General features: G+C 69.1%; 21 protein-coding genes, 1 pseudogene and 1 riboswitch. Of the genes and pseudogenes, 8 read left to right on the forward strand and 14 right to left on the reverse strand.

Features of this window, described 5'->3' with window-relative positions; translation table 11 throughout:
• Window positions 1-335: 335 nt before the first annotated feature.
• The 5 genes from ntrX to dusB form a co-directional block, all read right to left on the reverse strand.
• Window positions 336-1,703 carry a nitrogen assimilation response regulator NtrX gene (gene ntrX / locus F1193_RS08990; protein ID WP_150097349.1) on the reverse strand — a complete coding sequence of 456 codons (1,368 nt, stop codon included), beginning with the start codon at window positions 1,701-1,703 and terminating at the stop codon, window positions 336-338.
• Window positions 1,704-1,707: 4 nt separating this feature from the next.
• On the reverse strand, window positions 1,708-3,975 hold the full coding sequence (locus F1193_RS08995) for a sensor histidine kinase NtrY-like (RefSeq protein WP_246164240.1): 2,268 nt from the start codon (window positions 3,973-3,975) through the stop codon (window positions 1,708-1,710).
• A 964-nt stretch (window positions 3,976-4,939) separates the two neighbouring features.
• Window positions 4,940-6,382, reverse strand: a complete 1,443-nt coding sequence (gene ntrC / locus F1193_RS09000) for a nitrogen regulation protein NR(I) (RefSeq protein WP_150097350.1) — start codon at window positions 6,380-6,382, stop codon at window positions 4,940-4,942.
• 105 nt (window positions 6,383-6,487) lie between these two features.
• Window positions 6,488-7,624, reverse strand: coding sequence for a two-component system sensor histidine kinase NtrB (locus tag F1193_RS09005; protein WP_150097351.1), 1,137 nt, complete (start codon window positions 7,622-7,624; stop codon window positions 6,488-6,490).
• Window positions 7,621-8,658 (reverse strand): tRNA dihydrouridine synthase DusB, encoded by a 1,038-nt coding sequence (gene dusB, locus F1193_RS09010; RefSeq protein ID WP_150097352.1) that lies wholly within the window; start codon window positions 8,656-8,658, stop codon window positions 7,621-7,623. Before dusB ends, F1193_RS09005 begins: the two co-directional genes overlap by 4 nt.
• Window positions 8,659-8,800: 142 nt before the next feature.
• On the opposite strand from dusB, the gene F1193_RS09015 reads away from it, so the two are divergent.
• Entirely contained in the window at window positions 8,801-10,000 is a 1,200-nt protein-coding gene (locus F1193_RS09015) for a bifunctional 2-C-methyl-D-erythritol 4-phosphate cytidylyltransferase/2-C-methyl-D-erythritol 2,4-cyclodiphosphate synthase (RefSeq protein ID WP_150097430.1), read from the forward strand.
• Window positions 9,993-10,490 (forward strand): annotated as a pseudogene (locus F1193_RS09020) (CinA family protein); the annotation flags it as partial. The gene F1193_RS09015 and the pseudogene F1193_RS09020, both read left to right, overlap by 8 nt.
• On the opposite strand, the gene F1193_RS09025 reads toward F1193_RS09020, so the two are convergent.
• From F1193_RS09025 to F1193_RS09065, 9 genes are all read right to left on the reverse strand, one after another.
• Window positions 10,466-10,948, reverse strand: a complete 483-nt coding sequence (locus F1193_RS09025) for a type II toxin-antitoxin system RatA family toxin (RefSeq protein WP_150097354.1) — start codon at window positions 10,946-10,948, stop codon at window positions 10,466-10,468. The pseudogene F1193_RS09020 and the gene F1193_RS09025 overlap by 25 nt on opposite strands.
• A 10-nt stretch (window positions 10,949-10,958) precedes the next feature.
• Window positions 10,959-11,909 (reverse strand): lipoyl synthase, encoded by a 951-nt coding sequence (gene lipA, locus F1193_RS09030; RefSeq protein ID WP_150097355.1) that lies wholly within the window; start codon window positions 11,907-11,909, stop codon window positions 10,959-10,961.
• Window positions 11,910-12,021: 112 nt separating this feature from the next.
• A complete protein-coding gene (locus F1193_RS09035; RefSeq protein ID WP_150097356.1) occupies window positions 12,022-12,621 on the reverse strand; it encodes a DUF4337 domain-containing protein in 600 nt (199 codons plus the stop codon).
• A gap of 154 nt (window positions 12,622-12,775) precedes the next feature.
• A complete protein-coding gene (gene lpdA, locus F1193_RS09040; RefSeq protein ID WP_150097357.1) occupies window positions 12,776-14,209 on the reverse strand; it encodes a dihydrolipoyl dehydrogenase in 1,434 nt (477 codons plus the stop codon).
• 19 nt (window positions 14,210-14,228) lie between these two features.
• Window positions 14,229-14,528 (reverse strand): hypothetical protein, encoded by a 300-nt coding sequence (locus F1193_RS09045; RefSeq protein ID WP_150097358.1) that lies wholly within the window; start codon window positions 14,526-14,528, stop codon window positions 14,229-14,231.
• 29 nt (window positions 14,529-14,557) lie between these two features.
• Window positions 14,558-15,949 carry a pyruvate dehydrogenase complex dihydrolipoamide acetyltransferase gene (locus F1193_RS09050; protein ID WP_150097359.1) on the reverse strand — a complete coding sequence of 464 codons (1,392 nt, stop codon included), beginning with the start codon at window positions 15,947-15,949 and terminating at the stop codon, window positions 14,558-14,560.
• Window positions 15,950-15,958: 9 nt separating this feature from the next.
• Window positions 15,959-17,347 carry a pyruvate dehydrogenase complex E1 component subunit beta gene (locus tag F1193_RS09055; RefSeq protein ID WP_150097360.1) on the reverse strand — a complete coding sequence of 463 codons (1,389 nt, stop codon included), beginning with the start codon at window positions 17,345-17,347 and terminating at the stop codon, window positions 15,959-15,961.
• Window positions 17,348-17,405: 58 nt separating this feature from the next.
• Window positions 17,406-18,467 carry a pyruvate dehydrogenase (acetyl-transferring) E1 component subunit alpha gene (pdhA, locus tag F1193_RS09060; protein ID WP_150097361.1) on the reverse strand — a complete coding sequence of 354 codons (1,062 nt, stop codon included), beginning with the start codon at window positions 18,465-18,467 and terminating at the stop codon, window positions 17,406-17,408.
• 290 nt (window positions 18,468-18,757) lie between these two features.
• On the reverse strand, window positions 18,758-19,108 hold the full coding sequence (locus F1193_RS09065; RefSeq protein ID WP_150097362.1) for an FtsB family cell division protein: 351 nt from the start codon (window positions 19,106-19,108) through the stop codon (window positions 18,758-18,760).
• Between the two features lie 230 nt (window positions 19,109-19,338).
• On the opposite strand from F1193_RS09065, the gene F1193_RS09070 reads away from it, so the two are divergent.
• From F1193_RS09070 to F1193_RS09095, 6 genes are all read left to right on the forward strand, one after another.
• Window positions 19,339-19,704: a DUF1190 domain-containing protein gene (locus F1193_RS09070; RefSeq protein ID WP_150097363.1), complete on the forward strand. Its 366-nt coding sequence runs from the start codon at window positions 19,339-19,341 to the stop codon at window positions 19,702-19,704.
• Window positions 19,701-20,558, forward strand: a complete 858-nt coding sequence (kdsA, locus tag F1193_RS09075; RefSeq protein ID WP_150097364.1) for a 3-deoxy-8-phosphooctulonate synthase — start codon at window positions 19,701-19,703, stop codon at window positions 20,556-20,558. Before F1193_RS09070 ends, kdsA begins: the two co-directional genes overlap by 4 nt.
• Before the next feature lie 19 nt (window positions 20,559-20,577).
• Window positions 20,578-21,759, forward strand: coding sequence for an MFS transporter (locus tag F1193_RS09080; protein ID WP_150097365.1), 1,182 nt, complete (start codon window positions 20,578-20,580; stop codon window positions 21,757-21,759).
• A gap of 51 nt (window positions 21,760-21,810) precedes the next feature.
• Window positions 21,811-21,907, forward strand: a riboswitch (TPP riboswitch).
• Window positions 21,908-21,958: 51 nt separating this feature from the next.
• A complete protein-coding gene (thiS, locus tag F1193_RS09085; RefSeq protein ID WP_150097366.1) occupies window positions 21,959-22,171 on the forward strand; it encodes a sulfur carrier protein ThiS in 213 nt (70 codons plus the stop codon).
• An 82-nt stretch (window positions 22,172-22,253) separates the two neighbouring features.
• Complete coding sequence (gene thiG, locus F1193_RS09090) at window positions 22,254-23,021, forward strand: thiazole synthase (RefSeq protein WP_150097367.1); 768 nt, start codon at window positions 22,254-22,256, stop codon at window positions 23,019-23,021.
• A gap of 48 nt (window positions 23,022-23,069) precedes the next feature.
• A complete protein-coding gene (locus tag F1193_RS09095; protein ID WP_150097368.1) occupies window positions 23,070-23,675 on the forward strand; it encodes a thiamine phosphate synthase in 606 nt (201 codons plus the stop codon).
• Window positions 23,676-23,711: the final 36 nt, after the last annotated feature.

The following is a 23,711-nucleotide window of genomic DNA, read 5'->3' on the forward strand; positions in this document are numbered from 1 at the left end:
GGGGGTTGGGGGGCGGTTTCTCCCCCCCCCCTTTGGGGGGGGGGGCCCCCCCCTACCAACCTCCGGCGCGGCGGGTGAGGGGTAAAACCGAGCGGGTTCGAGGAGACCCCTCACCCGGCTCGACCTCGCCTTGCTCGGTCTCGCCACCCTCTCCCACAAGGGGAGAGGGAAGAAAGAAGCCGAGCCAACAATACGGACATTTTATACCGCATATTCGCCGGCGCGACCTTCCGCCCTCTCGCAAAACCGGTTCCCACTTTTGCGGAGAATGCGCGGGTTGCCGAGTTGACGCATTCTCTGTCGCAAAACCGGTTCCCACTTTTGCGGAGAATGCGTCAGCCGATGCCGAGCGTCTTCAGCTTGCGGTGGAGCGCGGAGCGCTCCATGCCGACGAACTCGGCGGTGCGCGAGATGTTGCCGGAGAAGCGGCTGATCTGGGCGGCGAGATATTCGCGCTCGAACAGCTCGCGCGCCTCGCGCAGCGACAGGCGCATGATCTGGTCGCCGCCCGAGCCGTTGGGCATGGTCGGCATCAGCGCGCCGACATCCTGCGGCAGCATGCTGGCATTGACCGCCGCCTCCGGGTCGCCGCCGGCGAGAATCAGCAGCCGCTCGACATTGTTGCGCAACTGGCGGACGTTGCCCGGCCAGTCGTGCGCCTGCAGCACGGCCATCGCGTCCTCGCCGATGGTGCGCCTGGGCAGGCCGGTGGTCAGCGAGATCTGCTCCTGGAAATAGTCGATCAGCTCGGAGATGTCCTCGCGCCGCTCGGCGAGCGAGGGGACGCGGATCGGCACCACCGACAGGCGGTGATAGAGATCCTCGCGGAAGCGGCCGGCGGCGATCTCGGCCTCCAGATTGCGGCTGGTGGAGGAGATGATCCGCACGTCGACGTGCACGCGGGTGGTGCCGCCCACTCGCACGAAGTTCTGGTCGACCAGCACGCGCAGGATCCTGTTCTGCGTCTCGCGCGGCATGTCGGCGATCTCGTCGATGAACAGCGTGCCGCCGTGCGCCTCCTCCAGCGCGCCGACGCTGCGGCCGCGCTGGTCGCCGCCCTCGACGCCGAACAGCTCGGTCTCCATCCGCTCGGGCGTGATGGTGACGGCGTTGGTGACGACGAACGGCCCGCCCGCCCGGCTCGACTGGTTGTGGATCATGCGCGCCGCCAGCTCCTTGCCGGAACCGGAGGGGCCGACCAGGAGCACGCGGCTGTTGGTGGGGGCCACACGCTCGATCGCGACGCGAAGCTGGTTCATTGCCGGCGAGGCGCCGACAAGACGCTGCGCGATCGGCGTCATGCTCTTGAGTTCCTTGACCTCGCGCTTCAGCCGCATGGTCTCGATGGCGCGCTCGACGACCAGCACCAGCCGGTCGGCCTTGAACGGCTTCTCGATGAAGTCGTAGGCGCCCTTGCGGATCGCCGTCACCGCGGTCTCGATGTTGCCGTGGCCGGAGATCATCACCACCTGCACGTCGGGGTGGTGGGTCTTGATGATTTCGAGAAGCTGCAGCCCGTCGAGCCGGCTGCCCTCCAGCCAGATGTCGAGCAGCACGAGGTGGGGCCGGCGCTGCTCGATCGAGGCCAGCGCGGTGTCGCTGTCGCCGGCGACGCGGGCGTTGTAGCCCTCGTCCTCCAGGATGCCGGCGACCAGTTCGCGAATGTCGGCTTCATCGTCCACGATCAGAATGTCGGAGGCCATGTGGTCACCTCTGCCGGGCGTCGTGAGCGGACGCCGGCTGGGCCGGCGCCGGCGGATCGATGCGGAATCTCAGGCGCACCCACGCCCCGCGCCCGCCGCTGGCGACCGCTGGCGCGTCGGCCAGCTCGATGCCGCCGCCATGGTCCTCCAGGATCTTGCCGACGATGGCGAGGCCGAGGCCGGTGCCCTTCTCGCGGGTGGTGACATAGGGCTCCAGCAGGCGCTGGCGGTTCTCGGACGGCAGGCCGATGCCGTTGTCGACGATGTCGACCAGCACGTCGCCGCCGTCCCGGGTCAGCGTCACCGCGATCTTCGGCGGATCGGCCGGATCGGGCGGTGCGGCGGAGATCGCCTCGGTGGCGTTCTTGACGATGTTGGTGACCGCCTGGGAGAGCTGGCGGCGGTCGAAGCGCGCCATCAACGGGCCGTCGGGCAGGTGCGTCTCGAAGGCGATGTCGGGATTGCCCATCTGCATCAGGAACACCGCCTGGCGCACCATGTCGACGGCGTCGTGCTCGCCCAGCGTCGGCTTGGGCATGCGGGCGAAGGAGGCGAACTCGTCGACCATGCGGCCGATGTCGCCGACCTGGCGGATGATGGTGTCGGTGCACTGCTCGAACACGTCGCGGTCGGTGGTGATCACCTTGCCGTACTTGCGCTTGAGGCGTTCGGCCGAAAGCTGGATCGGGGTCAGCGGGTTCTTGATCTCGTGGGCGATGCGGCGCGCCACGTCCGCCCAGGCCGAGGTGCGCTGGGCGGTGACGAGGTCGGTGATGTCGTCAAGGGTGACGATGTAGCCGCGGTTGGGGTCGGCCGACTGCTCGCCGGTGATGCGCACCAGGAGCGTCCGCTCGCGGCCCTTGCGGGCGAGCGTCACCTGCCCCTGCACCAGCCGGCTGAAGCCGGCGCGCACGTCGCGCAAGAGCGGCGCGAGCTCGGGCACCACCTCGGCCAGCGGCTTGCCCACCGCGTCCGCGGCATCGAGGTGCAGCAGGCTCTCGGCCGAGCGGTTGACGATGGTGATGAGCCCGCCCGAATCGAGGCCGAACACGCCGGCCGACACGCCCGCCAGCACCGCCTCGGTGAAGCGGCGGCGCTGGTCGATCAGGTCGCGGGCGCTGATCAGGTCGTCGCGCTGGTTGCGCAGCTCCTGCGTCATCTTGTTGAAGGTCTCGCCGAGGCTGGCAAGGTCGCCCTCGGCGCGGCGCACCGGCACCTGGACGTAGAGATTGCCGGCGCCGACCAGATTTGCGGCGCTGATCAGCCGGCGGATCGGCGCCACCAGTGTGTTGGCGAACGACAGGCCGAGCCACACCGCCGACAAGAGCACGATCAGCGCGATGACCACATACATCAGCGCGAACGCCACCTGCACGCCGAACCGCCGCTCCTCCAGCAGGCGGAACTCGTCGATGCTGGCCTGGGTCTTCTGCAGATAGTCGATGACGCGCGCATCGATCGGCCGCGCCACGAACAGATAGGTGTCGTCATAGCCGCGCAGCGGCACCACGGCGGCGACGATGTCGTTGTTGCCGATGATCTGGATCAGCGGCTGCTCCAACGTCGCCTCCTGCACCGGCAGGTTCGGCGGGATGAGGATCTCGCGGCCGATCTGGATGTTGGCCCGCTCGATCACCGACAGGTCGCGCTTGATCAGCATGGCCACCGGCAGGCCGCGCAGCGTCGCCTGCCCGGTCAGGATCTGGCGGAAGCGCTCGCGGTCGGAGGCGAAGATCGGCTGCAGCCGGGTCATGTCCTGGGCCATCGCCAGCGCCTCGCTGCGGATGCCGCCGGCGTGCTCGCGCACATAGGCCTGGCCGACCCAGATCGAGGTCTCGACGATCAACCGCGTGCGCTCGGAGAACCAGCGGTCGAGGCCGCGGTCGAGGGTGATGGAGGCCACCACCGCCACCAGGATCGCCGGCAGCGCCGCGACGATGCTGAACAGCGACACGATTCGGGTGTGCAGGCGCGCCGCCGCCCGGCCGCGCTTCCTGGCGATCCACAGCGAGATGGCCTCGCGGGCGATCACCGCCAGCAGCGCCGCCACGGTGGCGCCGTTGGTGGCCAGCAGGGTGACCACGATCTCGTGGGTGGGGGCGATCGGCGTCAGCCCGGCCAGCACCAGGAAGGTCGCCAGCGCCGACAGGAGCGCCGCCATCACCGCCAGCGGCCCGAGGATGCGCCCCAGCCGGTGGCGCCTCAGGCCGGAATAGCCGAGCGTCTCGGTTCCGCCCGCTGCCGGCACGATCTGCGTCTGTTGCACCGCCACCTCAAGCTCCGCTGCCGGCCCGCCCCGCTGCCACGGCGCCGGCCGCGTGCGGCGCCACGGCTGGCGAAGAACGCTGCTTTCCGACAACACTGGTGCAAAAATGTGACAGACCGCGGCCGGTTGCCGCGAATTGCGGTGTCATCTCGCGGGAAGGGCCCGTCGTCCCGGGCAAGGGCCGAAGGGCCGCGACCCGGGACCGTGTGCAGGAAGGGGTCTTTTCCGGAGGACGATCCCGGCTCGGCGCTACGCGCCGTCCGGGAAGACAAGCTCACGCTCGCCCAGGATGACAACAGATGCAAGGTCGTCATCCCGGGCAAGCGGCGCCAGCCGCGCGACCCGGGATCGTTTGCAGGAAGGGGTCTTTTCCGGAGGACGATCCCGGCTCGGCGCTACGCGCCGTCCGGGATGACAAGCTCACGCTCGCCCGGGATGACAACAGACGTGAGGTCGTCGTCCCGGGCAAGCGGCGTCAGCCGCGCGACCCGGGACCGTTTGCAGGAAGGGGTCTTTTCCGGAGGACGATCCCGGCTCGGCGCTACGCGCCGTCCGGGATGACAAGCTCACGCTCGCCCGGGATGACAACAGACGTGAGGCTGTCGTCCCGGGCAAGCGGCGCCAGCCGCGCGACCCGGGACCGTGTGCAGGAAGGGGGCTTTTCCGGAGGACGATCCCGGCTCGGCGCTACGCGCCGTCCGGGATGACAAGCTCACCCAAGCCCGGGATGACAACAGACGTGAGGCTGTCGTCCCGGGCAAGCGGCGCCCGCCGCGCGACCCGGGATCGTTTGCAGGAAGGGGTCTTTTCCGGAGGACGATCCCGGGTCTCGCCAACGCTCGCCCGGGATGACGCGGCGCGAAACTGGCGATCCCGGGTCTCGCTAACGCTCGCCCGGGATGACGCGGCGCGAAACTGGCGATCCCGGGTCTCGCTGACGCTCGCCCGGGATGACGCCCTCGCCCCTGCCCTAGCGGCTGGTGCGCACCACCTGCACGTCGAGGTCGCGGATCTTCTTGCGCAGCGTATTGCGGTTCACGCCGAGAAGCTCGGCGGCCTTGATCTGGTTGCCGCGGGTCGCCGCCAGCGCCACCGACAGCAGCGGATACTCCACCTCGCGCAGGATGCGGTGATAGAGGCCGGGCGGCGGCAGGCGGTCGCCGAAGCCGGCGAAATAGGCGGTCAGGTGCCGCTCCACCGAGTTCGACAGCGAATCGTCGCTCTTGGGCTGGTCGGCGCCGGGCTCGGCCTCCGGCTGCGACAGCTCGGCGTCGATGAGATTGGCGGTGATGGTGTCCTGCGGATAGAGCGCGGCGAGGCGGCGGATCAGATTCTCCAGCTCGCGCACATTGCCGGGCCAGCGGTAGCGCTTCAGCCGGTCGAGCGCGCCCGAATCCATGGTCTTGGCCGGCAGGCCCTCGCGCTCGATGCGGGCGAAGAAGTGGCGCACGAGGTCGGAGATGTCCTCGGCGCGCTCGCGCAGCGGCGGCAGGCGCAGCGGCACCACGTTGAGGCGGAAGAACAGGTCCTCGCGGAACAGGCCCTGCTGGATCAGCAGCCGCAGGTCCTTGTTGGTGGCGGCGATGATTCGCACGTCGGTCTTGATCGGCGTGCGGCCGCCGACGGTGGTGTATTCGCCCTGCTGCAGCACGCGCAGCAGGCGGGTCTGCGCCTCCATCGGCATGTCGCCGATCTCGTCGAGGAACAGGGTTCCGCCCTCGGCCTGCTCGAAGCGGCCCGACGAGCGGGCATTGGCGCCGGTGAACGCCCCCTTCTCGTGGCCGAACAGCTCCGATTCGATGAGGTCGCGCGGGATCGCCGCCATGTTGATGGCGACGAACGGGCCCGACGAGCGCTTGCCGTAGTCGTGCAGCGCGCGCGCCACCAGCTCCTTGCCGGTGCCGGACTCGCCGGTGATCATCACCGTGAGGTCGGTCTGCATCAGCCGGGCGAGCACCCGGTAGATGTCCTGCATCGCGGCGGAGCGGCCGACCAGCGGGATGTTGTCGGCCGGCTCGCCGGTGTCCTCGGCGTTGCGCCCGCCCTTCGGCTCGGCCAGCGCCCGGCCGACGATGGCGATCAGCTCCTTCAGGTCGAAGGGCTTGGGCAGATATTCGTAGGCGCCGCGCTCGGAGGCGCGGATGGCGGTGAGGAACGTGTTCTGCGCGCTCATCACCACCACCGGCAGTTCGGGGCGGACCTTCTTGATGCGCGGCAGAAGGTCGAAGGCGTTCTCGTCGGGCATCACCACATCGGTGATGACGAGGTCGCCCTCGCCTTGCGCGACCCAGCGCCACAGGGTCGCGGCGTTGCCGCAGGAACGCACCTCGTATCCGGCGCGCGACAGCGCCTGATTCAGCACCGTCCGAATCGCGGCGTCGTCGTCAGCGACAAGAATGCTGCCGGCGGGCATCGAAAACTCCCTCGAGCGTATCGCGCAGCGGTCGAAACCGGTTTTGCGCACGAAACGCGACAAGACAAAGATCCAGAGCCTGATCCGATCCAGTCGGCGGCGGCTCTAGCGGCGGGCGGGGGCCGGACGGCCTCCAGTGTAGATCGGCATCAGGACGCGGAACGTCGTGCGACGCGGCTGCGAGTCGCACTCGACGATCCCGCCATGGTCGCCGACGATCTTCGCCACCAATGCAAGTCCCAGGCCGGTTCCGGTCGGCTTGGTGGTGACGAACGGGTCGAACAGATGCGGCAGCAGGTCGGACGGCACGCCGGGGCCGTTGTCGCGCACGCAGAACTCCAGCGGCAGGCCGATGCGCGTCTGGGTGCCGGGCACGGTGAGCCGCACGCCGGGCCGAAACGCGGTGGTGAGCTGGATCTCGCCGTCGGTGGCCTCGGGGCCGATCGCCTCGGCGGCGTTCTTCACCAGGTTGAGGAACACCTGGATGAGCTGGTCGCGATTGGCCAGCACCGGCGGCAGCGAGGGGTCGTACTCCTCGACGAAGCGGATGTTGCGTCCGAAACCCGACACGGCGAGGCGTTTGACGTGCTCCAGCACGGCATGGATGTTGACCGGCTCGCGATCGACCGGCCGCTCGTCGGCGAACACCTCCATGCGGTCGACCAGCTTGACGATGCGGTCGGCCTCGTCGCAGATCAGGCGGGTCAGCGCCCGGTCCTGGTCCTCCACCGACTGTTCGAGGAGCTGCGCCGCGCCGCGGATGCCCGACAGCGGGTTCTTGATCTCGTGCGCCAGCATGGCGGCGAGCGCGGTGACCGAGCGGGCGGCGCCGCGATGGGTGAGCTGGCGGTCCATCTTGTCGGCGATGGTGCGCTCCTGCAGCATCACCACCACGCTGCCCGGATCCTCCGGCATCGGCGAGACATAGATGTCGACGACGCGCTCGCCGGTGCGGGGGCTGCCGAGATCGACGCGATATTCGGCGACCGGGGAGCGGCGCAGGCGCACGTCCTCGACCAGCGACAAGAGCGCGCTGCCGAACGGCACGAGGTCGGTCAGGCGGTGGCGGCGCAGCATCAGCTTGGAGACGTGGAAGAACGCCTCGGCCGCGACATTGGCGTCGAGGATGTAACCGTCACGGCCGACCGTCAGCACGGCGTGCGGCAGGGCGTTGAGCACGACATCGGGGCCGGGGAAGCCGCCGGCGCGGTCGGCTGCCTTGCGTTTCTCGGCGGCACTCATGCGGCCTCCTTCCAGGCGAACGCCGCGAAGGCATCCGCCAGCAATGCGCGAACGCGGGCCGGCTCGGCGGCGGTCAGCACGCGCTGGCGCCAGACGCCCGCCGCGTCCGGCGCGGCCCCGGCCGTCGCCGCGGCCACCGCGAGGCCCCAGCCCAAATGCTTGCGCGCCACCTTGAGCCCAACCTCACAACCGTGATGCGACAGCAGCGCCTCGTGCAGCTCCAACAGCACGTCGCGCTGCTCGGCGAGCGGCGGATCGCCAGCCGGCGCGCCGCCCGCAAGCTCGCGGGCGATGCGGCCCGGCAGCCAGGGGCGGCCCTGGGCGGCGCGGCCCACCATCACCCCATCGGCGCCGGAGGCGCCGAGCGCGGCGCGCGCGTCCGCCGCCGAGGCGATGTCGCCATTGGCGATGACCGGAATCGTCACGTGCGCCTTCACTTGGCCGATCGCCGCCCAGTCGGCGCGGCCCGAATAGAACTGGCGGCGGGTGCGCCCGTGCACGGTGACGGCGGCAGCCCCCGCGGCCTCAGCCCGCCGCGCCAGCTCGGCGGCGTTGATGCTGGCCTCGTCCCAGCCCAGCCGCATCTTGACGGTGACCGGCACCGCGACGCGCGCGGTGACCGCCGCGACCAGCCGCTCGGCATGGTCGAGATTGCGCATCAAGGCGGCGCCCGCCTCGCCGCCCGTCACCTTCTTGGCCGGACAACCCATATTGAGGTCGATCAGGTCGGCGCCTGCGCCCTCGGCCAGTTCGGCCGCGGCGGCAAGCTGGCCCGCCTCGCGGCCGGCGAGCTGCACCGCGTGCAGGCCGCCCTCGACCCGCTCGGCCCGCAGGCGCGCCTCGACCTCGCCGCGCATCAGCCAGCCGGAGGCGATCATTTCCGACACCACGAGGCCGGCGCCATAACGCAGCGCGAGCTGGCGCACCGGCGCGTCGGTGATGCCGGCCATCGGAGCCAGCACCACGCCATTGGCCAGGGTCAACCGTCCGATCCTGACGGGTGGCGTGCCTGCGATCGAGGCCGTTTCGACCATGAATTGCTCATTAACTAGGCGCCTTGCGGCGATGCCCAGAGTTTAGTCAGAACCCACCGGCAATCAAGCCCCGTTTGATGCCTGTTTCATCGGCTTTCATCGGCGCTGACGGCCCGGCGAAAATGCGATACACGGCGCCGTGATGTCACAGTCTCGTCCCGATCGGCCGAAGACGGCCGCCTTGATCGTCGCTGCCGGCCGCGGGGTGCGGGCGGGCGGCGACGTCCCCAAGCAGTACCGGCCGGTGCTCGGCCGATGCGCGCTGGCGCGCAGCCTCGCGCTGTTCGCCGGCCATCCGGAGGTCGATGTCGTCCAGCCGGTGATCGGCGAGGCCGACGGCCCGCTCTATGCGCAACTGGCGGATGCGGCGCCCTCCGTGCTGGCACCGGTCATCGGCGGCGCCACCCGCCAGGCCTCGGTGCGCGCCGGCCTTGCCGCTTTGGCAGGCCATAAGCCGGAAGTTGTGCTCATTCACGATGCAGCCCGCCCGTTCGCCTCGGACGCGCTGGTGTCGCGGGCCATCGCCGCGGGCCGGCTGGGGCCCGCCGTGCCGGGCGTGCCGGTGACCGACACCATCAAGGCGGTGGACGGTGCCGAGAAGATCGAATCCACGGTCGACCGCACCCGGCTGCGGGCGGTGCAGACGCCGCAGGCGTTCCCGTTCGCGCTGATCCAGGACCTCCACGCCCGCGCCGCCGCGGCCGGCCGCGACGACTTCACCGACGACGCGGCGCTGGCCGAATGGGCCGGCCTGCCGGCCACGGTGTTCGCAGGCGAGCCAGGAAACATCAAATTGACGACGCCCGAAGACTTCACCTCGTCCGAAGCGCGCCTGCTGGCCGGGCTCGCCGACGTGCGCACCGGCTCCGGCTTCGACGTCCACGCCTTCGGCGACGGCGACCATGTGATTCTCGGCGGCCACGTCATCCCGCACAGCCGCGGCCTCGCCGGCCATTCCGACGCCGACGTGGTGCTGCACGCGCTGACCGACGCGGTGCTCGGCGCCATCGGCTCGGGCGACATCGGCTTCCACTTCCCGCCCTCCGACCCCAAATGGAAGGGCGCGTCCTCCGACCAGTTCCTCGCCCACGCCATCTCGCTGGTGAAGGCGCAAGGCGGGCTCGTCGCCCATCTCGACGCCACGGTGATCTGCGAGGCGCCCAAGATCGGCCCGCACCGCGAGGCGATGCGCGCTTCGATCGCCCGCATCACCGGCCTGCCGGTCGAGCGAGTGTCGGTGAAGGCCACCACCACCGAGCAGCTCGGTTTCGCCGGCCGGCGCGAGGGCATCGCCGCGCTGGCCAGCGCCACCGTCCGCCTGCCATGGGGAGTCCATGATTGACGACGACCTGCTGCGCGCCGCCGCGCACCTGCTCGACACCTGCCGCGCCCGCGGCCTGACGGTGGCGACCGCCGAATCGTGCACCGGCGGGCTGGTGGCGGCGGCCCTGACCGGCATCGCCGGCTCGTCGGACGTGGTCGACCGCGGGTTCGTCACCTACTCCAACGACGCAAAGTCGGACATGCTCGGCGTGCCCGCCGCAATGATCGCCAAATGCGGCGCAGTGAGCCGGGACGTCGCCGCAGCGATGGCCAACGGCGCGCTAGAGCACTCCAACGCCGCTCTTGCGGTGGCGATCACCGGCATTGCCGGGCCGGGCGGCGGCTCGGCGGACAAGCCGGTCGGCCTCGTCCATTTCGCGGCGGCCGCGCGCGCGGGCACCGTCCTCCACCACGAGGCGCGGTTCGGCGAGATCGGGCGGGCCGGCGTGCGCCGGGCCGCGACCCTCAAGGCCTTGGAATTGCTTCAGGATCTGGCGGAGATGCCGCGGTAGTTCCGGCCATAGAGCTGATCCGCCCGGTGCTCGAAGGCCTCGGAGAACTTGCGGAAGGCCGCGTCGAACATCGCGCCCATCAGCAGGCTGAGCGCACGCGAGCGGAACTCGTACGTAATGAAGAAGTGGACCTCGGTCTGCTTCTCGTCGATCGTCTTGAAGCTCCAGGAATTCTCCAGGTGGCTGAACGGTCCGTCGAGGTATTCGACCGAGATCAACATCTTCGGGATATCGAAGGTGGCGCGGCTGGTGAAGGTTTCGCGGATGGCGCGGAAGCCCACCGTCATGTCGGCGATGACGGTCTCCACCCCCTCGACGCCGCTCGGCAGGCGGCGGCGGATGCGGCAGGACTGGCACCACGGCAGGAACTGCGGATAGCGCTCGCAGTCGGCCACAAGTTTGAACATATCCAAGGCACTATGCCGGACGCGGCGGACGGTACGAAAGGTCGTCATGCGATCAGCATCACCGTTTGGCCGCCCGCGCCGCGCGCAGCCGGGCGAAGTCTTCGCCGGCATGGTGCGAGGAGCGGGTCAGCGGACTGGCCGAGACCATCAGGAAGCCCTTTGCATAGGCGACGGTCTCGAAACTCTTGAACTCGTCGGGCGGCACGAAGCGCACGACCGGATGATGCTTGCGCGTCGGCTGCAGATACTGGCCGATGGTGATGAAATCGACATCGGCGGCGCGCAGGTCGTCCATCACCTGCAGCACCTCGTTGCGCTCCTCGCCGAAGCCGAGCATGATTCCCGACTTGGTGAAGAGGCCCGGATCGATCTCCTTTACCTGCTGCAGCAGGCGCAGCGACGCGAAATAGCGCGCGCCCGGCCGCACGGTGAGATACTTCGAGGGCACCGTCTCAAGATTGTGGTTGAACACGTCGGGGCGGGCCGCGACCACCGTTTCGACTGCGTTGTCCTTGCGCAGGAAATCCGGGGTGAGCACCTCGATGGTGGTCGCCGGCGCGCGGGCACGGATCGCCCCGATCACCGCGGCGAAATGGCCGGCACCGCCGTCCGGCAGGTCGTCGCGGTCGACCGAGGTGATCACCACATGGGCGAGGCCGAGCTCGGCCACGGCGCCGGCGACGTTCTCCGGCTCCGCCGCGTCGAGCGGCCCCGGCATCCCGGTGCGGACGTTGCAGAAGGCGCAGGCGCGCGTGCAGGTGTCGCCCATGATGATGAAGCTGGCGTGCTTCGCCTCCCAGCATTCGCCGATATTGGGGCAGCCGGCCTCCTCGCACACCGTATGTAGCCGGTTGCCGCGGACGATGGCGCCGGTCTTCGCCCAGTCCTGGGAGCCCGGCGCCTTGACCCGGATCCAGTCCGGCTTCCTCTGGACCGGCTGGTCCGGCCGGTGCGCCTTCTCGGGATGGCGGGGACCCCGGTCCTTCCGTGTGTCGACCACCACGACCATCTGTCAGCCCTCCCACCGGGGTCCACGCCCGGCGTTCCGCCTCTCTTATGTTCGCGCCCGCGGCGCTGCAAGGACACGCGACCGAGCGCCGCTGACAGGCGGCGCCGCGCGCTCAGCCGAAGCCGGGGATTGCGATCAGCAGGAAGTAGCCGTTCAGCATCAAAATACCGCCAACCAGCCCGAGAAGGCCGCCCAGCCAGGCGAGCTGCCCGATCTCGGCGACGATCGCCACCGAAATCAGCACGATGGCGATCTGCAGCAAGGCTTCGGCATAATCGAAATAGGGATCCTGCTGCATGGCGCGGTCGCGCACCGCCTCGTGCTCGCGCGCCTTGGCCATCAGCTCCTTCTTGCCCTCGCCGGTGTCCGGCTCACTCTCATAGCGGGCGGCGGTGCGGCGATACTCGGCGGCCTTGGCGGCCAGCGCCGCCTTGGCATCGTCCGACAGCGCCGGATTGCTGGCCCAGGCCAGTTCGAATTCGTTGGCGGCGATGTTCAAATCCGTCTGGCGAATGTTCTTCGCCTGATAGAAGCTGAAATAATTGGCGGCCATGATGTTGTTCATCGTCGCCTCTTTCGCCGCATTCTGTCCGCCAAGGCTGGTGATCGCCAGCAGCATGGCGAAGATCGAGATGAGGACAGCGCAGCGCCTCTTGAAACGATCCTCGGCCTTTTCGGCTTCCATGAACTCCGTAGCTTCGTCGGCGTGCATGCTTTTCCTCGAACTGACTATTTGCTGACGTGCGGGTGCGGTCGCTTCAAGCTCGCGAATCGACCGCGCCGAAACATGCCGAAGGATATTTTGCAGGATTTTGGGCGACGCAGGATTTTGGGCGACCGCGTGACGGGACGGTGCTGACAGTACGTCACATATTCAACGCCCGGCCATAGGCATCCAGCACCGATTCCTTCATGGTCTCGGAGAGCGTCGGATGCGGAAAGACGGTGTGCATCAGCTCTTCCTCGGTGGTCTCCAAATTCATCGCCACCACGAAACCCTGGATCAGCTCGGTGACCTCGGCGCCAACCATGTGCGCGCCGAGAAGCTGGCCGGTGCTGGCGTCGAACACGGTCTTGACCAGCCCCTGATCCTCGCCGAGCGCCACCGCCTTGCCGTTACCGACGAACGGGAAACGCCCCACCCGCACCTCGAACCCCTTCTCCTTGGCGCGCGCCTCGCTGAGGCCGACCGAGGCGATCTGCGGATGGCAATAGGTGCAGCCGGGAATCATCCGCCGGTCGAGCGGGTGCGGATGCAGCCCGGCAATGGCCTCGACGCAGATCACCCCCTCATGCTCGGCCTTGTGGGCCAGCATCGGCGGCCCGGCGATATCGCCGATGGCGTAGAGACCGGGGACATTCGTGCGGCACATCTCGTCGATGACGATGGTGCCGCGCTCGGTCTTCACGCCAACGTCTTCAAGACCGACATTCTCGATATTGCCGACCACGCCGATGGCGGAGAGAACACGCTCGGCGGCGATCTCGCGGCGACCCGTTTCGGTGTCGATGGTAACCGTAACGCTGTCGTCGCCGCGGTCGAGCGCCGTCACCTTGGCGCCGCTGAGGATGGTCATGCCCGCCTTCTCGAACGCTTTTCGCGCGAAGGCGGCGATCTCGGTATCCTCGAAGGGCAGGATCTGCGGCAGCACCTCGACCACCGTGACCTCGGCGCCGAGCGTGTGGAAAAACGAAGCGAATTCGATGCCGATGGCGCCCGAGCCGATCACCAGCAGCGATTTCGGCATGCGCTCCGGCTTCAGCGCCTCGAAATAGCTCCACACCAGCCGGCCGTCGGGCTCCAGCCCCGGCAGCACGCGCGGCCGCGCGCCGGTGGCGATGATGATGTGCTTGGCCTGATAGGTGCCGGGGCCGAGCGTGCCCTTGGGCGGCGGGGTCTGCGGCTGGATGGCGGGCTTGGAGGCGGGGCCGACCGCGACCTCGCCGGGGCGGGTGAGCCGCGCCTCGCCCCAGATGACGTCGATCTTGTTCTTTTTCATCAGGAAGCCGACGCCGGTGTTCATTCGCGTCGCGACCGCGCGGGATCGCTTGACCACGGCCGGAAAGTCGACGCGCGCGCCGTCCACCGAGAGGCCGAAGTCCCTGGCGTGCTTCAGGTTTCGATACACCTCGGCCGAGCGCAGCAGCGCCTTGGTGGGGATGCAGCCCCAGTTTGAGCAGATCCCGCCCAGATGCTCGCGCTCGACGATCGCGGTCTTCAGGCCAAGCTGCGCGGCACGGATGGCGGTGACGTAGCCGCCGGGGCCGGCACCGATGATCAGGACGTCATAGGGGGTCATGTGGAATCCGCGTGAGGGATCAGGACCGGGATTCGAGTGCGGCAACCTTGCGTTCGAGTTCAGCCAGCCGTTCTTCGACCTCTTTCGCAGCATAGCGGCCAAGAATGCTCTCGCCCTCGAAGGCTTCGCGCTGGGCACGGACGAGCTTTTCGAGTGTCCGAAGGCGGCCATCTATGCCGTCGAAGCGAGCGTCAAAGCGGGTTTCAATAGCCTTGAAACGCTGATCGACCTCTTCGAACCCTCGTCGCACCTCCTCCCGCATCTCGCGGAGCATCGGCACGATCATATCTTCCGGTTCCGCCATGGCATCCTCGATCATACCTGCCGGATATGGGGCGCGGGCGGCCTTCACACCAGCATGGTCACCGGCGCCTCGAGATAGGTCTTGACCGCGGCCAGAAGCTGGGCGCCAAGCGCGCCGTCGACGGCGCGGTGGTCGACCGACAGCGTCGCGCTCATCACCGTGGCGACGGCGAGCTGGCCGTCCTTCACCACCGGCCGCGGCTCGCCGGCGCCCACCGCCAGCAGCGTGGCGTGCGGCGGGTTGATCACCGCGGCGAACTCCTTGACGCCGAACATGCCGAGATTGGACACCGCGGTCGCGCCGCCGGTGTACTCCTCCGGCTTCAGCCGCCGCGTCTTCGCCCGCGCCGCGAAGTCCTTCATCTCATTGGAGATCGCCGACAGCGGCTTCCTGCCGGCGTCGCGCACCACCGGGGTGATCAGGCCGCCGGGGATGGCCACCGCCACCCCGACATCGGCCTGCCGGTGGCGCAGCATCGCCCCCTCGGTCCAGGTGACGTTGGCATCCGGCACGCGCAGCAGCGCCAGCGCCAGCGCCTTGATGATGAAGTCGTTGACCGAGAGCTTGAAGGCCGGCTCGCCATCCGGCCCCTTGGGCGCGTTGGCATTGATGGTGGCGCGCAAGGCAAGCAGCGCATCGAGCGCGATATCCACCGTCAGGTAGAAATGTGGGATGGTGGTCTTGGCCTCGGTCAGGCGGCGCGCGATCACCTTGCGCATGGTGTCGTGCGGGATCTCCTCGAAGGAGCCCGGCGCATACATCGCGCGGATCGCCGCGTCGGAGGCCGGGACCGGCAGCGACCGGGGCGCCTCGCCAGCAACCGGGGCGGGCACCGCGGCGGGCTGGGTGGTTGGCTGCGCCGCCGTCGCGACGCCGCGGACAGCCGCGATGTCGCGCATCACGATGCGGCCGCGCGGACCGGAACCGGAGACGGTGGAAAGGTCGAGGCCCGCCTCGCGCGCCAGCCGGCGCGCCAGCGGCGAGGCGAGCACCCGGCCGTTCGATTTCGCCGACGCGGCGGCCGGGGCGGCCATCAAACCTTCGCCTTGCGCGGATGCCGGGCCTTGCGCAGGCTCCGAGTCCGGTATTGCGGCTTGCGTCTTGGATTGCTTGGTGGTTTCGCCACTCGCAGCCCCCAAGGGCGCGGCGCTGGCCTTGGCCGATGTAGCGCTCGCGGTAGCCGCTACGTCCTCACCCTCCCCGGCCAGGACGGCGATCACCTGGTTGACCGGCACGTCGGCGGTGCCGGCCGGCACCATGATTTTCGCCAGCACGCCGTCATCGGCGGCCTCGACCTCCATGGTCGCCTTGTCGGTCTCGATCTCGGCGATGACGTCGCCGGCCTTGATCGAATCACCTTCCTTCTTCAGCCACTTGGCGAGGTTGCCCTTCTCCATCGTGGGCGACAGCGCAGGCATCAGGATGTCGATGGGCATGGCGCATCCTCACCGGTAGGTCACGGCGCGAACGGCGTCGATGACGTCCTGCACCGTCGGCAGCGCCAGCTTCTCCAGGTTGGCGGCGTAGGGCATCGGCACGTCCTTGCCGGTGATGCGCTTCACCGGCGCGTCGAGGTCGTCGAACGCCGTCTCCATGATCCGCATGCCGACCTCGCCGGCGACGCCATTCTGCGGCCAGCCCTCTTCCACCACCACGCAGCGGTTGGTCTTCTTCACCGAGGCGACCACCGTCTCGATGTCCATCGGCCGCAGCGTGCGAAGGTCCACCACCTCGACATAGATGTGCTTCTTGGCCAACTCCTCGGCGGCTTTCAGCGCGTAGGTCATGCCGATGCCCCAGGAGACGATTGTGCAGTCCTTGCCGGGGCGCGCCACCTTGGCCTTGCCGATCGGCAGCACGAAGTCGGCGAGCTTGGGCACCGGGAACGAGTGGCCGTAGAGGATCTCGTTCTCCAGGAACACCACCGGGTTGGGATCGCGGATCGCGGCCTTGAGCAGGCCCTTGGCGTCGGCGGCGGAGAACGGCTGGATCACCTTGAGGCCGGGAATGTGCGAGTACCAGGCGCCGAAGTCCTGGCTGTGCTGGGCGGCGACGCGGGCCGCCGCGCCATTGGGGCCGCGAAACACGATCGAGGAGGCGATCTGCCCGCCCGACATGTAGTGCGTCTTGGCGGCGGAGTTGATCAGATGGTCGATCGCCTGCATTGAGAAGTTGAAGGTCATGAACTCGACGATCGGCTTCAGGCCCGCCATCGCCGCGCCGACGCCAAGACCGGCGAAACCGTGCTCGGTGATCGGGGTATCGACCACCCGGCGCGGGCCGAACTCCTGCAACAGCCCCTGGGTGACCTTGTAGGCGCCCTGATATTCGGCGACCTCCTCGCCGATGACGAACACGTCGGGGTCGCGCCGCATCTCCTCGGCCATGGCGTCGCGCAGCGCCTCGCGCACGGTCATGGTCACCAACTCGGTGCCGGCCGGGATTTCGTTCATGGTGGCCTCCCCCTCGGGTCGCACCACCTCGACCACCGGGGCGGGCTTGGCGTCCGTATTGGTGCGTCCTGCCGGCGGCGGCGCGGACTTGGCGTGCGGCGGGGCCGGAGGCGCCGCGTCGAGCGCCGAGGCATCCTCGCCCTCGCCCAGCAGCAGCGCGATCGGGGTGTTGACGGCGATATCCTGGGTGCCCTCGGGCACCAAGAGCCGGCCCAGCACGCCGTCGTCGGCCGCCTCGACCTCCAGGGTCGCCTTGTCGGTCTCGATCTCGGCGATGACGTCGCCGGACCTGACGCGATCACCCTCCTTCTTGACCCATTTGGCGAGGTTGCCCTTCTCCATGGTGGGGGAGAGCGCGGGCATCAGGATGTCGATGGGCATGGCGGAACCCTGTCCTATCGGAACGGCAAACGGAAATCGGGATCGAGCGCTCGTGCGCTCAGCGCAGAATGTCGGTGTAAAGCTCCGACGGATCGGGTTCCGGCTCGACGGTGGCGAACTCGGCGGCCTCATTGACGATGGCCCGCACCTCGGCGTCGACCTTCTTCAGCTCGTCCTCGCTGGCCCAGGCGTTGTTGATCAGGCGGGCGCGGACCTGCTCGATCGGGTCGTGCTCCTCCCGCATCTTCTGCACCTCGTCCTTGGCGCGGTACTTGGCGGGGTCGGACATCGAGTGGCCGCGATAGCGGTAGGTCAGCATTTCCAGGATAAACGGCCCGTGGCCGGAGCGGGCGTGGGCGACCGCGCGGGCACCGGCGGCGCGCACGGCGCGCACATCCATGCCGTCGACCTGCTCGCCGGGAATGTCGAACGAGATGCCGCGCTTGGAGAAGTCGGGCTGGGCCGAGGAGCGGCTGACCGAGGTGCCCATGGCGTACTTGTTGTTCTCAACCACGTAGACCACCGGCAGCTTCCACAGCGACGCCATGTTGAAGCTTTCATAGACTTGGCCCTGGTTGGCCGCGCCGTCGCCGAAATAGGCCAGGCTGATCTTGCCATTGTCGCGGTAGCGGTTGGCGAAGGCGAGCCCGGTGCCGAGCGAGACCTGGGCGCCGACGATGCCATGGCCGCCATAGAAGCCCTTCTCGATGGAGAACATGTGCATCGAGCCGCCCTTGCCCTTGGAGTAGCCGCCGCGCCGCCCGGTCAGCTCGGCCATCACCCCTCTCGCATCCATGCCGGCCACCAGCATGTGGCCGTGGTCGCGGTAGCCGGTGATCACCTGATCGCCGGGCTCCAGGCACATCTGCATGCCAACGACCACCGCCTCCTGGCCGATATAGAGGTGGCAGAAGCCGCCGATCAGGCCCATGCCGTACATCTGGCCGGCCTTCTCCTCGAAGCGGCGAATCAGCAGCATGTCGCGGTAGGCGGCGAGCTCCTCCTCGCGGGTGAACCCGGCCGGCGCGGCGGCGGCCTCGGCCGGCTCCGCAACGTCCGGCTTGGTGGCGCCCCGCCGGACCGCCGAAGCGCCCGCGCCGCTCTCCTTGGCGACAGCCATGCACGTCTCCCAATCGTGGCGTTTCCCGAATGTGAATTGGGTGAAGTTATAGTCCATTTTGCGCCGGAACCAAGCTTCGCGGACGACCTGCCCCCGCCAGGATTTTCGAATTTCTCCAGATAGATGGGGGTGCGGTTCGGGCACCTATACTTTTGGTGCGGGCGCCTTGCGCCTCACGCCGGGCGCCTGTTGCGCAATCCATTGGGCGCGCACAGGCAAAGCCTTGCCGCAGCCGCGTCAAGACGTCCGGAGAATGCGCAAGGGGTCTGGACCCTGGTGCGTCCTGCAGCTCAATGCGCGGCGGCGGCGGGCGCGGCAGTGCCGGCGCCCCAGCGCTTCATCAGCACCAGGTCGTTCGCATGCGTCCAGTTGAGCAGGGCGCGGGCGCGCTCGTCCAGCATGTCCGGGTCGAGCGACTGCGGGCGCAGCAGCGCGACCTTCTTCTCCATCGCCGCGCGCTCGGCCCGCACCGCGGCGAGGCTGTCATGCAAACGCGCCATCTCGATCTCGAAGCCGCGCTTGGCCTGCAGACCATGGTCGCCGGTCCAGCCATGGAAGGCGAAATAGGCGATTCCCGCCGCTGTCACGCTGTACAGCAGCAGGGTCGAGAGGATGCGGCGAACCAGCGGGCGGACGACCATGCCGCGACACTCGCACGGCGGCGGTTGACTCCTCGTTAACGAAGTCGCGAAGTCGAAAACGAGTCCCGTCCCGGGGCTCAGGTCGGCGAAGGCGCGAAGCGCTTCGACCGACCGAATGCGGATCGTGTCTCCTTTTCGGCGGCCGGCGCTCTATGTTGGCCGTGTTGATGCGGGCCAGCAGTTGACGCCGTTGCACGGTCTCTTCGGGCGCGAGGAATTCGAGGGCAGGTTTGCGGATCATCAGGTTTCTCGTCCTCGCGCTGATCGCGTTCACCGGCGTGGTGATCGCGGTCGCCATGTGGCGCGGCGAGTGCGTCGGCGGCACCGTGGTTGCCAGCGAGGCGGCGTGCGTCGCCGCCGGCCTCGCGCCCGACGTCTGTCGCATGGCATTCCTGCGCGCCGACGACGTGGCGCGCGGCGCCGGTCCCCTCTACAACGAACGCACCCCGTGCGAAGACCGCTACCCGGTCTGTATCGAGGCACGCCCAGCCACCGGCTGGGTGCCGCGGCCGGCGGGATTTTGCATCGTACCCGACCGCTCAGGTGGGGTCGGGCGGCTGACCTCGGTCTATCGCGTACGGGAGGGTGGACGATGACTGCACCGAAACCTGTGGTCGAGGCCGGCGGCGTCCGGTTCGGCAATCATCTGCCATTGGCCGTCATTGCCGGGCCCTGCGCCATGGAAAGCCGCGGCCACGCGCTGGAGGTGGCCTTCGCGCTGAAGGACATCGCCGCCCGGCTGAACCTGCCCCTGGTGTTCAAGACCTCGTTCGACAAGGCCAACCGCACCAGCGCCAGCGGCGCCCGCGGCATCGGCATGGCCGCGGCCCTGCCGGTGTTCGCCGAGATCCGGGAGGCGACCGGCCTGCCGGTCGTGACCGACGTGCACGACGCCGGCCAGTGCGCGCCGGTGGCCGAGGTGGTGGACATCCTGCAGATCCCGGCCTTCCTGTGCCGGCAGACCGATCTCCTGCTGGCCGCGGCGGCCACCGGCAAGGTGGTCAACGTCAAGAAGGGCCAGTTCCTGGCGCCGTGGGATATGGCGAATGTCGTGGCCAAGGTTACGAGCGCGGGTAACGGTAATGTCCTGGTCACCGAGCGAGGCTCCTCGTTCGGCTACAACACGCTGGTCAGCGACATGCGGGCGCTGCCGATCCTGGCCGAGACCGGCGCGCCGGTGATCTTCGACGCCACCCACTCGGTGCAACAGCCGGGCGGGCGGGGCACCGCCTCCGGCGGCCAGCGCGAGTTCGTGCCGGTGCTGGCGCGCGCGGCCGTGGCCGTGGGCGTTGCCGGCGTGTTCATCGAGACCCACCCCGACCCGGACCGCGCCTTCTCGGACGGGCCCAACATGGTGCCGCTGGCCGAGTTCGAGGCGCTTCTCGCCGAGCTGATGGCCTTCGACGCCCTCGCCAAGGCTGGTGCCCGGAGCCGCCGGCCGGCCGGCTGATTCCGCGATTGGCACGCCAATGACCCCCTCCCCCGCGCCGAGCGCATACCCCACGCGCCTGATCGTCATTCTGGGCCTCGCCGGCTTCGCCAGCGCCTTCACCATGCGGGCGACCGACCCGGTGGTGCCGATCCTCGCCGACACGTTCGGGCAGACGGTCGGCACCGTGGCGCTGCTGTCGACCGCCTACGGCATCACCTACGCCATCGGCCAGCCGATCCTCGGGCCGATCGGCGACGCGATCGGCAAGGCGCGCATGATCAGCATCGCCACGGCGGCGCTGGCGGTGGCCCTGGCGCTGTCGGCGTTCGCCCCGGATTTCGAGAGCCTGCTCGGCCTGCGGTTGCTGACCGGCCTGGTGGCCGGCGGCATCATCCCGCTGTCGATGGCGGCGATCGGCGACCGGGTGGAGATGGCGAGCCGGCCAATCGCGCTCGGCCGATTCATCTCGGCGGTGATCCTGGGCCAGATGGTCGGCGGCGCCAGCGCCGGCGTGGTCGCCGAGCAGTTCGGCTGGCGGACGGTGTTCGGCTCGGCCTGCGTGGTGGCCGCCGTGGCGGCGGTGCTGGTCAGCCTGATGCTGCGCCCGCGCCAGGGGGTGACGCGGCAGCGGCCGAACCTCGCCACCATCATGGCCAACTACCGCATCGTGCTGACCAATCCGCGGGCGCTGACCCTGTTCGCCTGCGTGGCGCTGGAAGGCGCCTCGATGTTCGGCGGCTTCCCGTTCATCGCCGATTTCCTGATCAGCCATGGCGGCGGCGGGCCGAGCGAGGCCGGGCTCCTGATCGGCGGTTTCGGAATCGGCGGCATCGTGTTCAGCGTCGTCGTCGGCCTGCTGATCCGCCGCCTGCGCCCGGCCACGATGATCCGCATCGGCGGCATCGGCATGGCGCTGATGCTCCTGGTGCTGGTGCTGCCCAAGCCATGGTTCGTCGACATCGCCACCATGGTGGTGTGCGGCTGCCTGTTCTACTTCATGCACAACATGTTCCAGACCCAGGCGACCGAGCTTGCGCCGACCGCGCGCGGGCTGGCGGTGTCGCTGTTCGCCGCTGCCTTCTTCGTCGGCAATGCGATGGGGCCGGTGCTGTTCGGCCTCACCCGTACCGCGTTCGGCTATCCCGCCGCCTTCCTGGCCTCGGGCGTCGTGCTGCTGGTGCTGGCGGTGGTGGCGCCAAAGGTCGTACCGAAGAAATGATGGGCGGTTCCGGCGGCGGGTGCTTGCGGACGGCCGCCGGATCGCCGATGTTGAGAGTGCCTGGGGTGCCGCGCAGATGCGCGGCTGAGATCACACCCATCGAACCTGTCTGGGTCATGCCAGCGAAGGGAGGCGCCGATGCCATCACCGCACGCCCCGTTTGCACGTCATCCCCGGTCAGGCCCGCCGGAGACCTGCCATGCCTGAGCCGACCATCCGCCTGAACGGTGCCGAGACGCCGCTGTGCGCCGCGACGCTCGCCGCCCTGATCGCCGAGCACGCGCCCTCCGCCGATGGGCGTGGCGTGGCGGTCGCCGTCAATGGCGCGGTGGTACGGCGGGCCGACTGGGCTACGGTGACGCTGGCGCCGGGCGACGCCGTCGAGATCGTGCTGGCCCGCCAGGGCGGCTGACCGGCGCTCCGCCCCGCAAGCTCCCCGACCGGCGGCACCGCAAGAACAGCCGCAATAGCAATATCCAAGGAAGAACAACGATATGACCGACACGCTGACGATTGCCGGCCGCGCCTTCAGCTCGCGGCTGTTCCTCGGCACCGGCAAGTACCCCGACAACGACACGCTGCTTGCGGCGCTCAAGGCCAGCGGCACCGAGATGGTGACGCTGGCGATCCGCCGCATGAACCTCGCCGGCGAGGATGCGCCGCTGATCGAGAAGCTCGCCGGCTATCATTTCCTGCCCAACACCGCCGGCTGCTACACGGTCGAGGAAGCGGTGCTGACCGCAGAACTGGCGCGCGAGGCGCTCGACACCAACTGGATCAAGCTGGAGGTGATCGGCGACAAGGAGCTGCTCTATCCGGACGTCGAGGGCACGGTCGCCGCCACCCGCATCCTGGTCGACAAGGGCTTCGTGGTGCTGCCCTACTGCAACGAGGACCCGGTGACCTGCCGCAAGCTGGCGGATGCCGGCGCGGCGGCGGTGATGCCGCTCGGCTCGCCGATCGGCTCCGGCCACGGCATCAAGAACCCGGCGTTGATCGAGGTGATCTGTGCGCGCTCAGCCGTGCCGGTGATCCTGGATGCCGGCCTTGGCACCGCCTCGGACGCCGCCCAGGCGATGGAGCTTGGCTGCGCCGCGGTGCTGCTCAACACCGCCGTCGCCAAGGCCGCCGATCCGGTGAAGATGGCGATGGCCATGAAGGCGGCGGTGGAGGGCGGGCGCATGGCGCGGCTCGCCGGCCGGATTCCGCGGCAGTTCCAGGCCAACCCGTCGAGCCCGACCGTGGGCCTCGTCGGGGCGTGACGAGGCGAGCCTCGACCTCTCCGAAGGCGATGACGGGGGCGCGGTGACATGCCGCTGCCGTCGCCGCCGCTGCTGCTGATCACCGACCGCAGGCAAGCCGCCCGGCCGCTCGATGAGGTGCTGGCGGCGGCGTTTGACGCCGGCTGCCGTTGGGCCAGCCTGCGCGAGAAGGACCTGCCGGCGGCCGAGCAGGTGGCGCTGGCGCAACGCCTATTGCCAATTGCCCGCCGCTTCGGCGCTACGCTCACCCTGCACGGCGCGCCGGAGGTTGCGGCGGAGGCCGGGCTCGACGGCGTGCATTTGCCCGATGGCTTTGATGCCGCGCATGCCCGCGCCGTGCTGGGGCCGGGCACACTCGTCGGTATCTCGCAGCACCGCCCCGGCGCCGCCGACCCGGCGGTTGATTACGTCATCGCCGCGCCGGTGTTCCTCACCGCCAGCAAGCCGGGCTACGGCCCGGCGCTGGGCGTCGCCGGCCTCAAGGCGATGGTGGCCGCCGCCGGTTGCCCCGTGATTGCGCTCGGCGGCATTGCGTCGCAGGGGTTGCCGGACTGCCTGGAGGCCGGTGCCGCCGGCATCGCGGTGATGGGCGGCGTGATGCGGGCGCCAGATCCGGGCGCGGAGGTCACGGCATTGCTCGATGCTTTGGGTTAGATGTTTTGTTTTGTCGCGTTTTCTGATCGCAAAACC

It is taken from the genome of Blastochloris sulfoviridis, from assembly GCF_008630065.1.
Classification (GTDB): Bacteria; Pseudomonadota; Alphaproteobacteria; order Rhizobiales; family Xanthobacteraceae; genus Blastochloris; species Blastochloris sulfoviridis.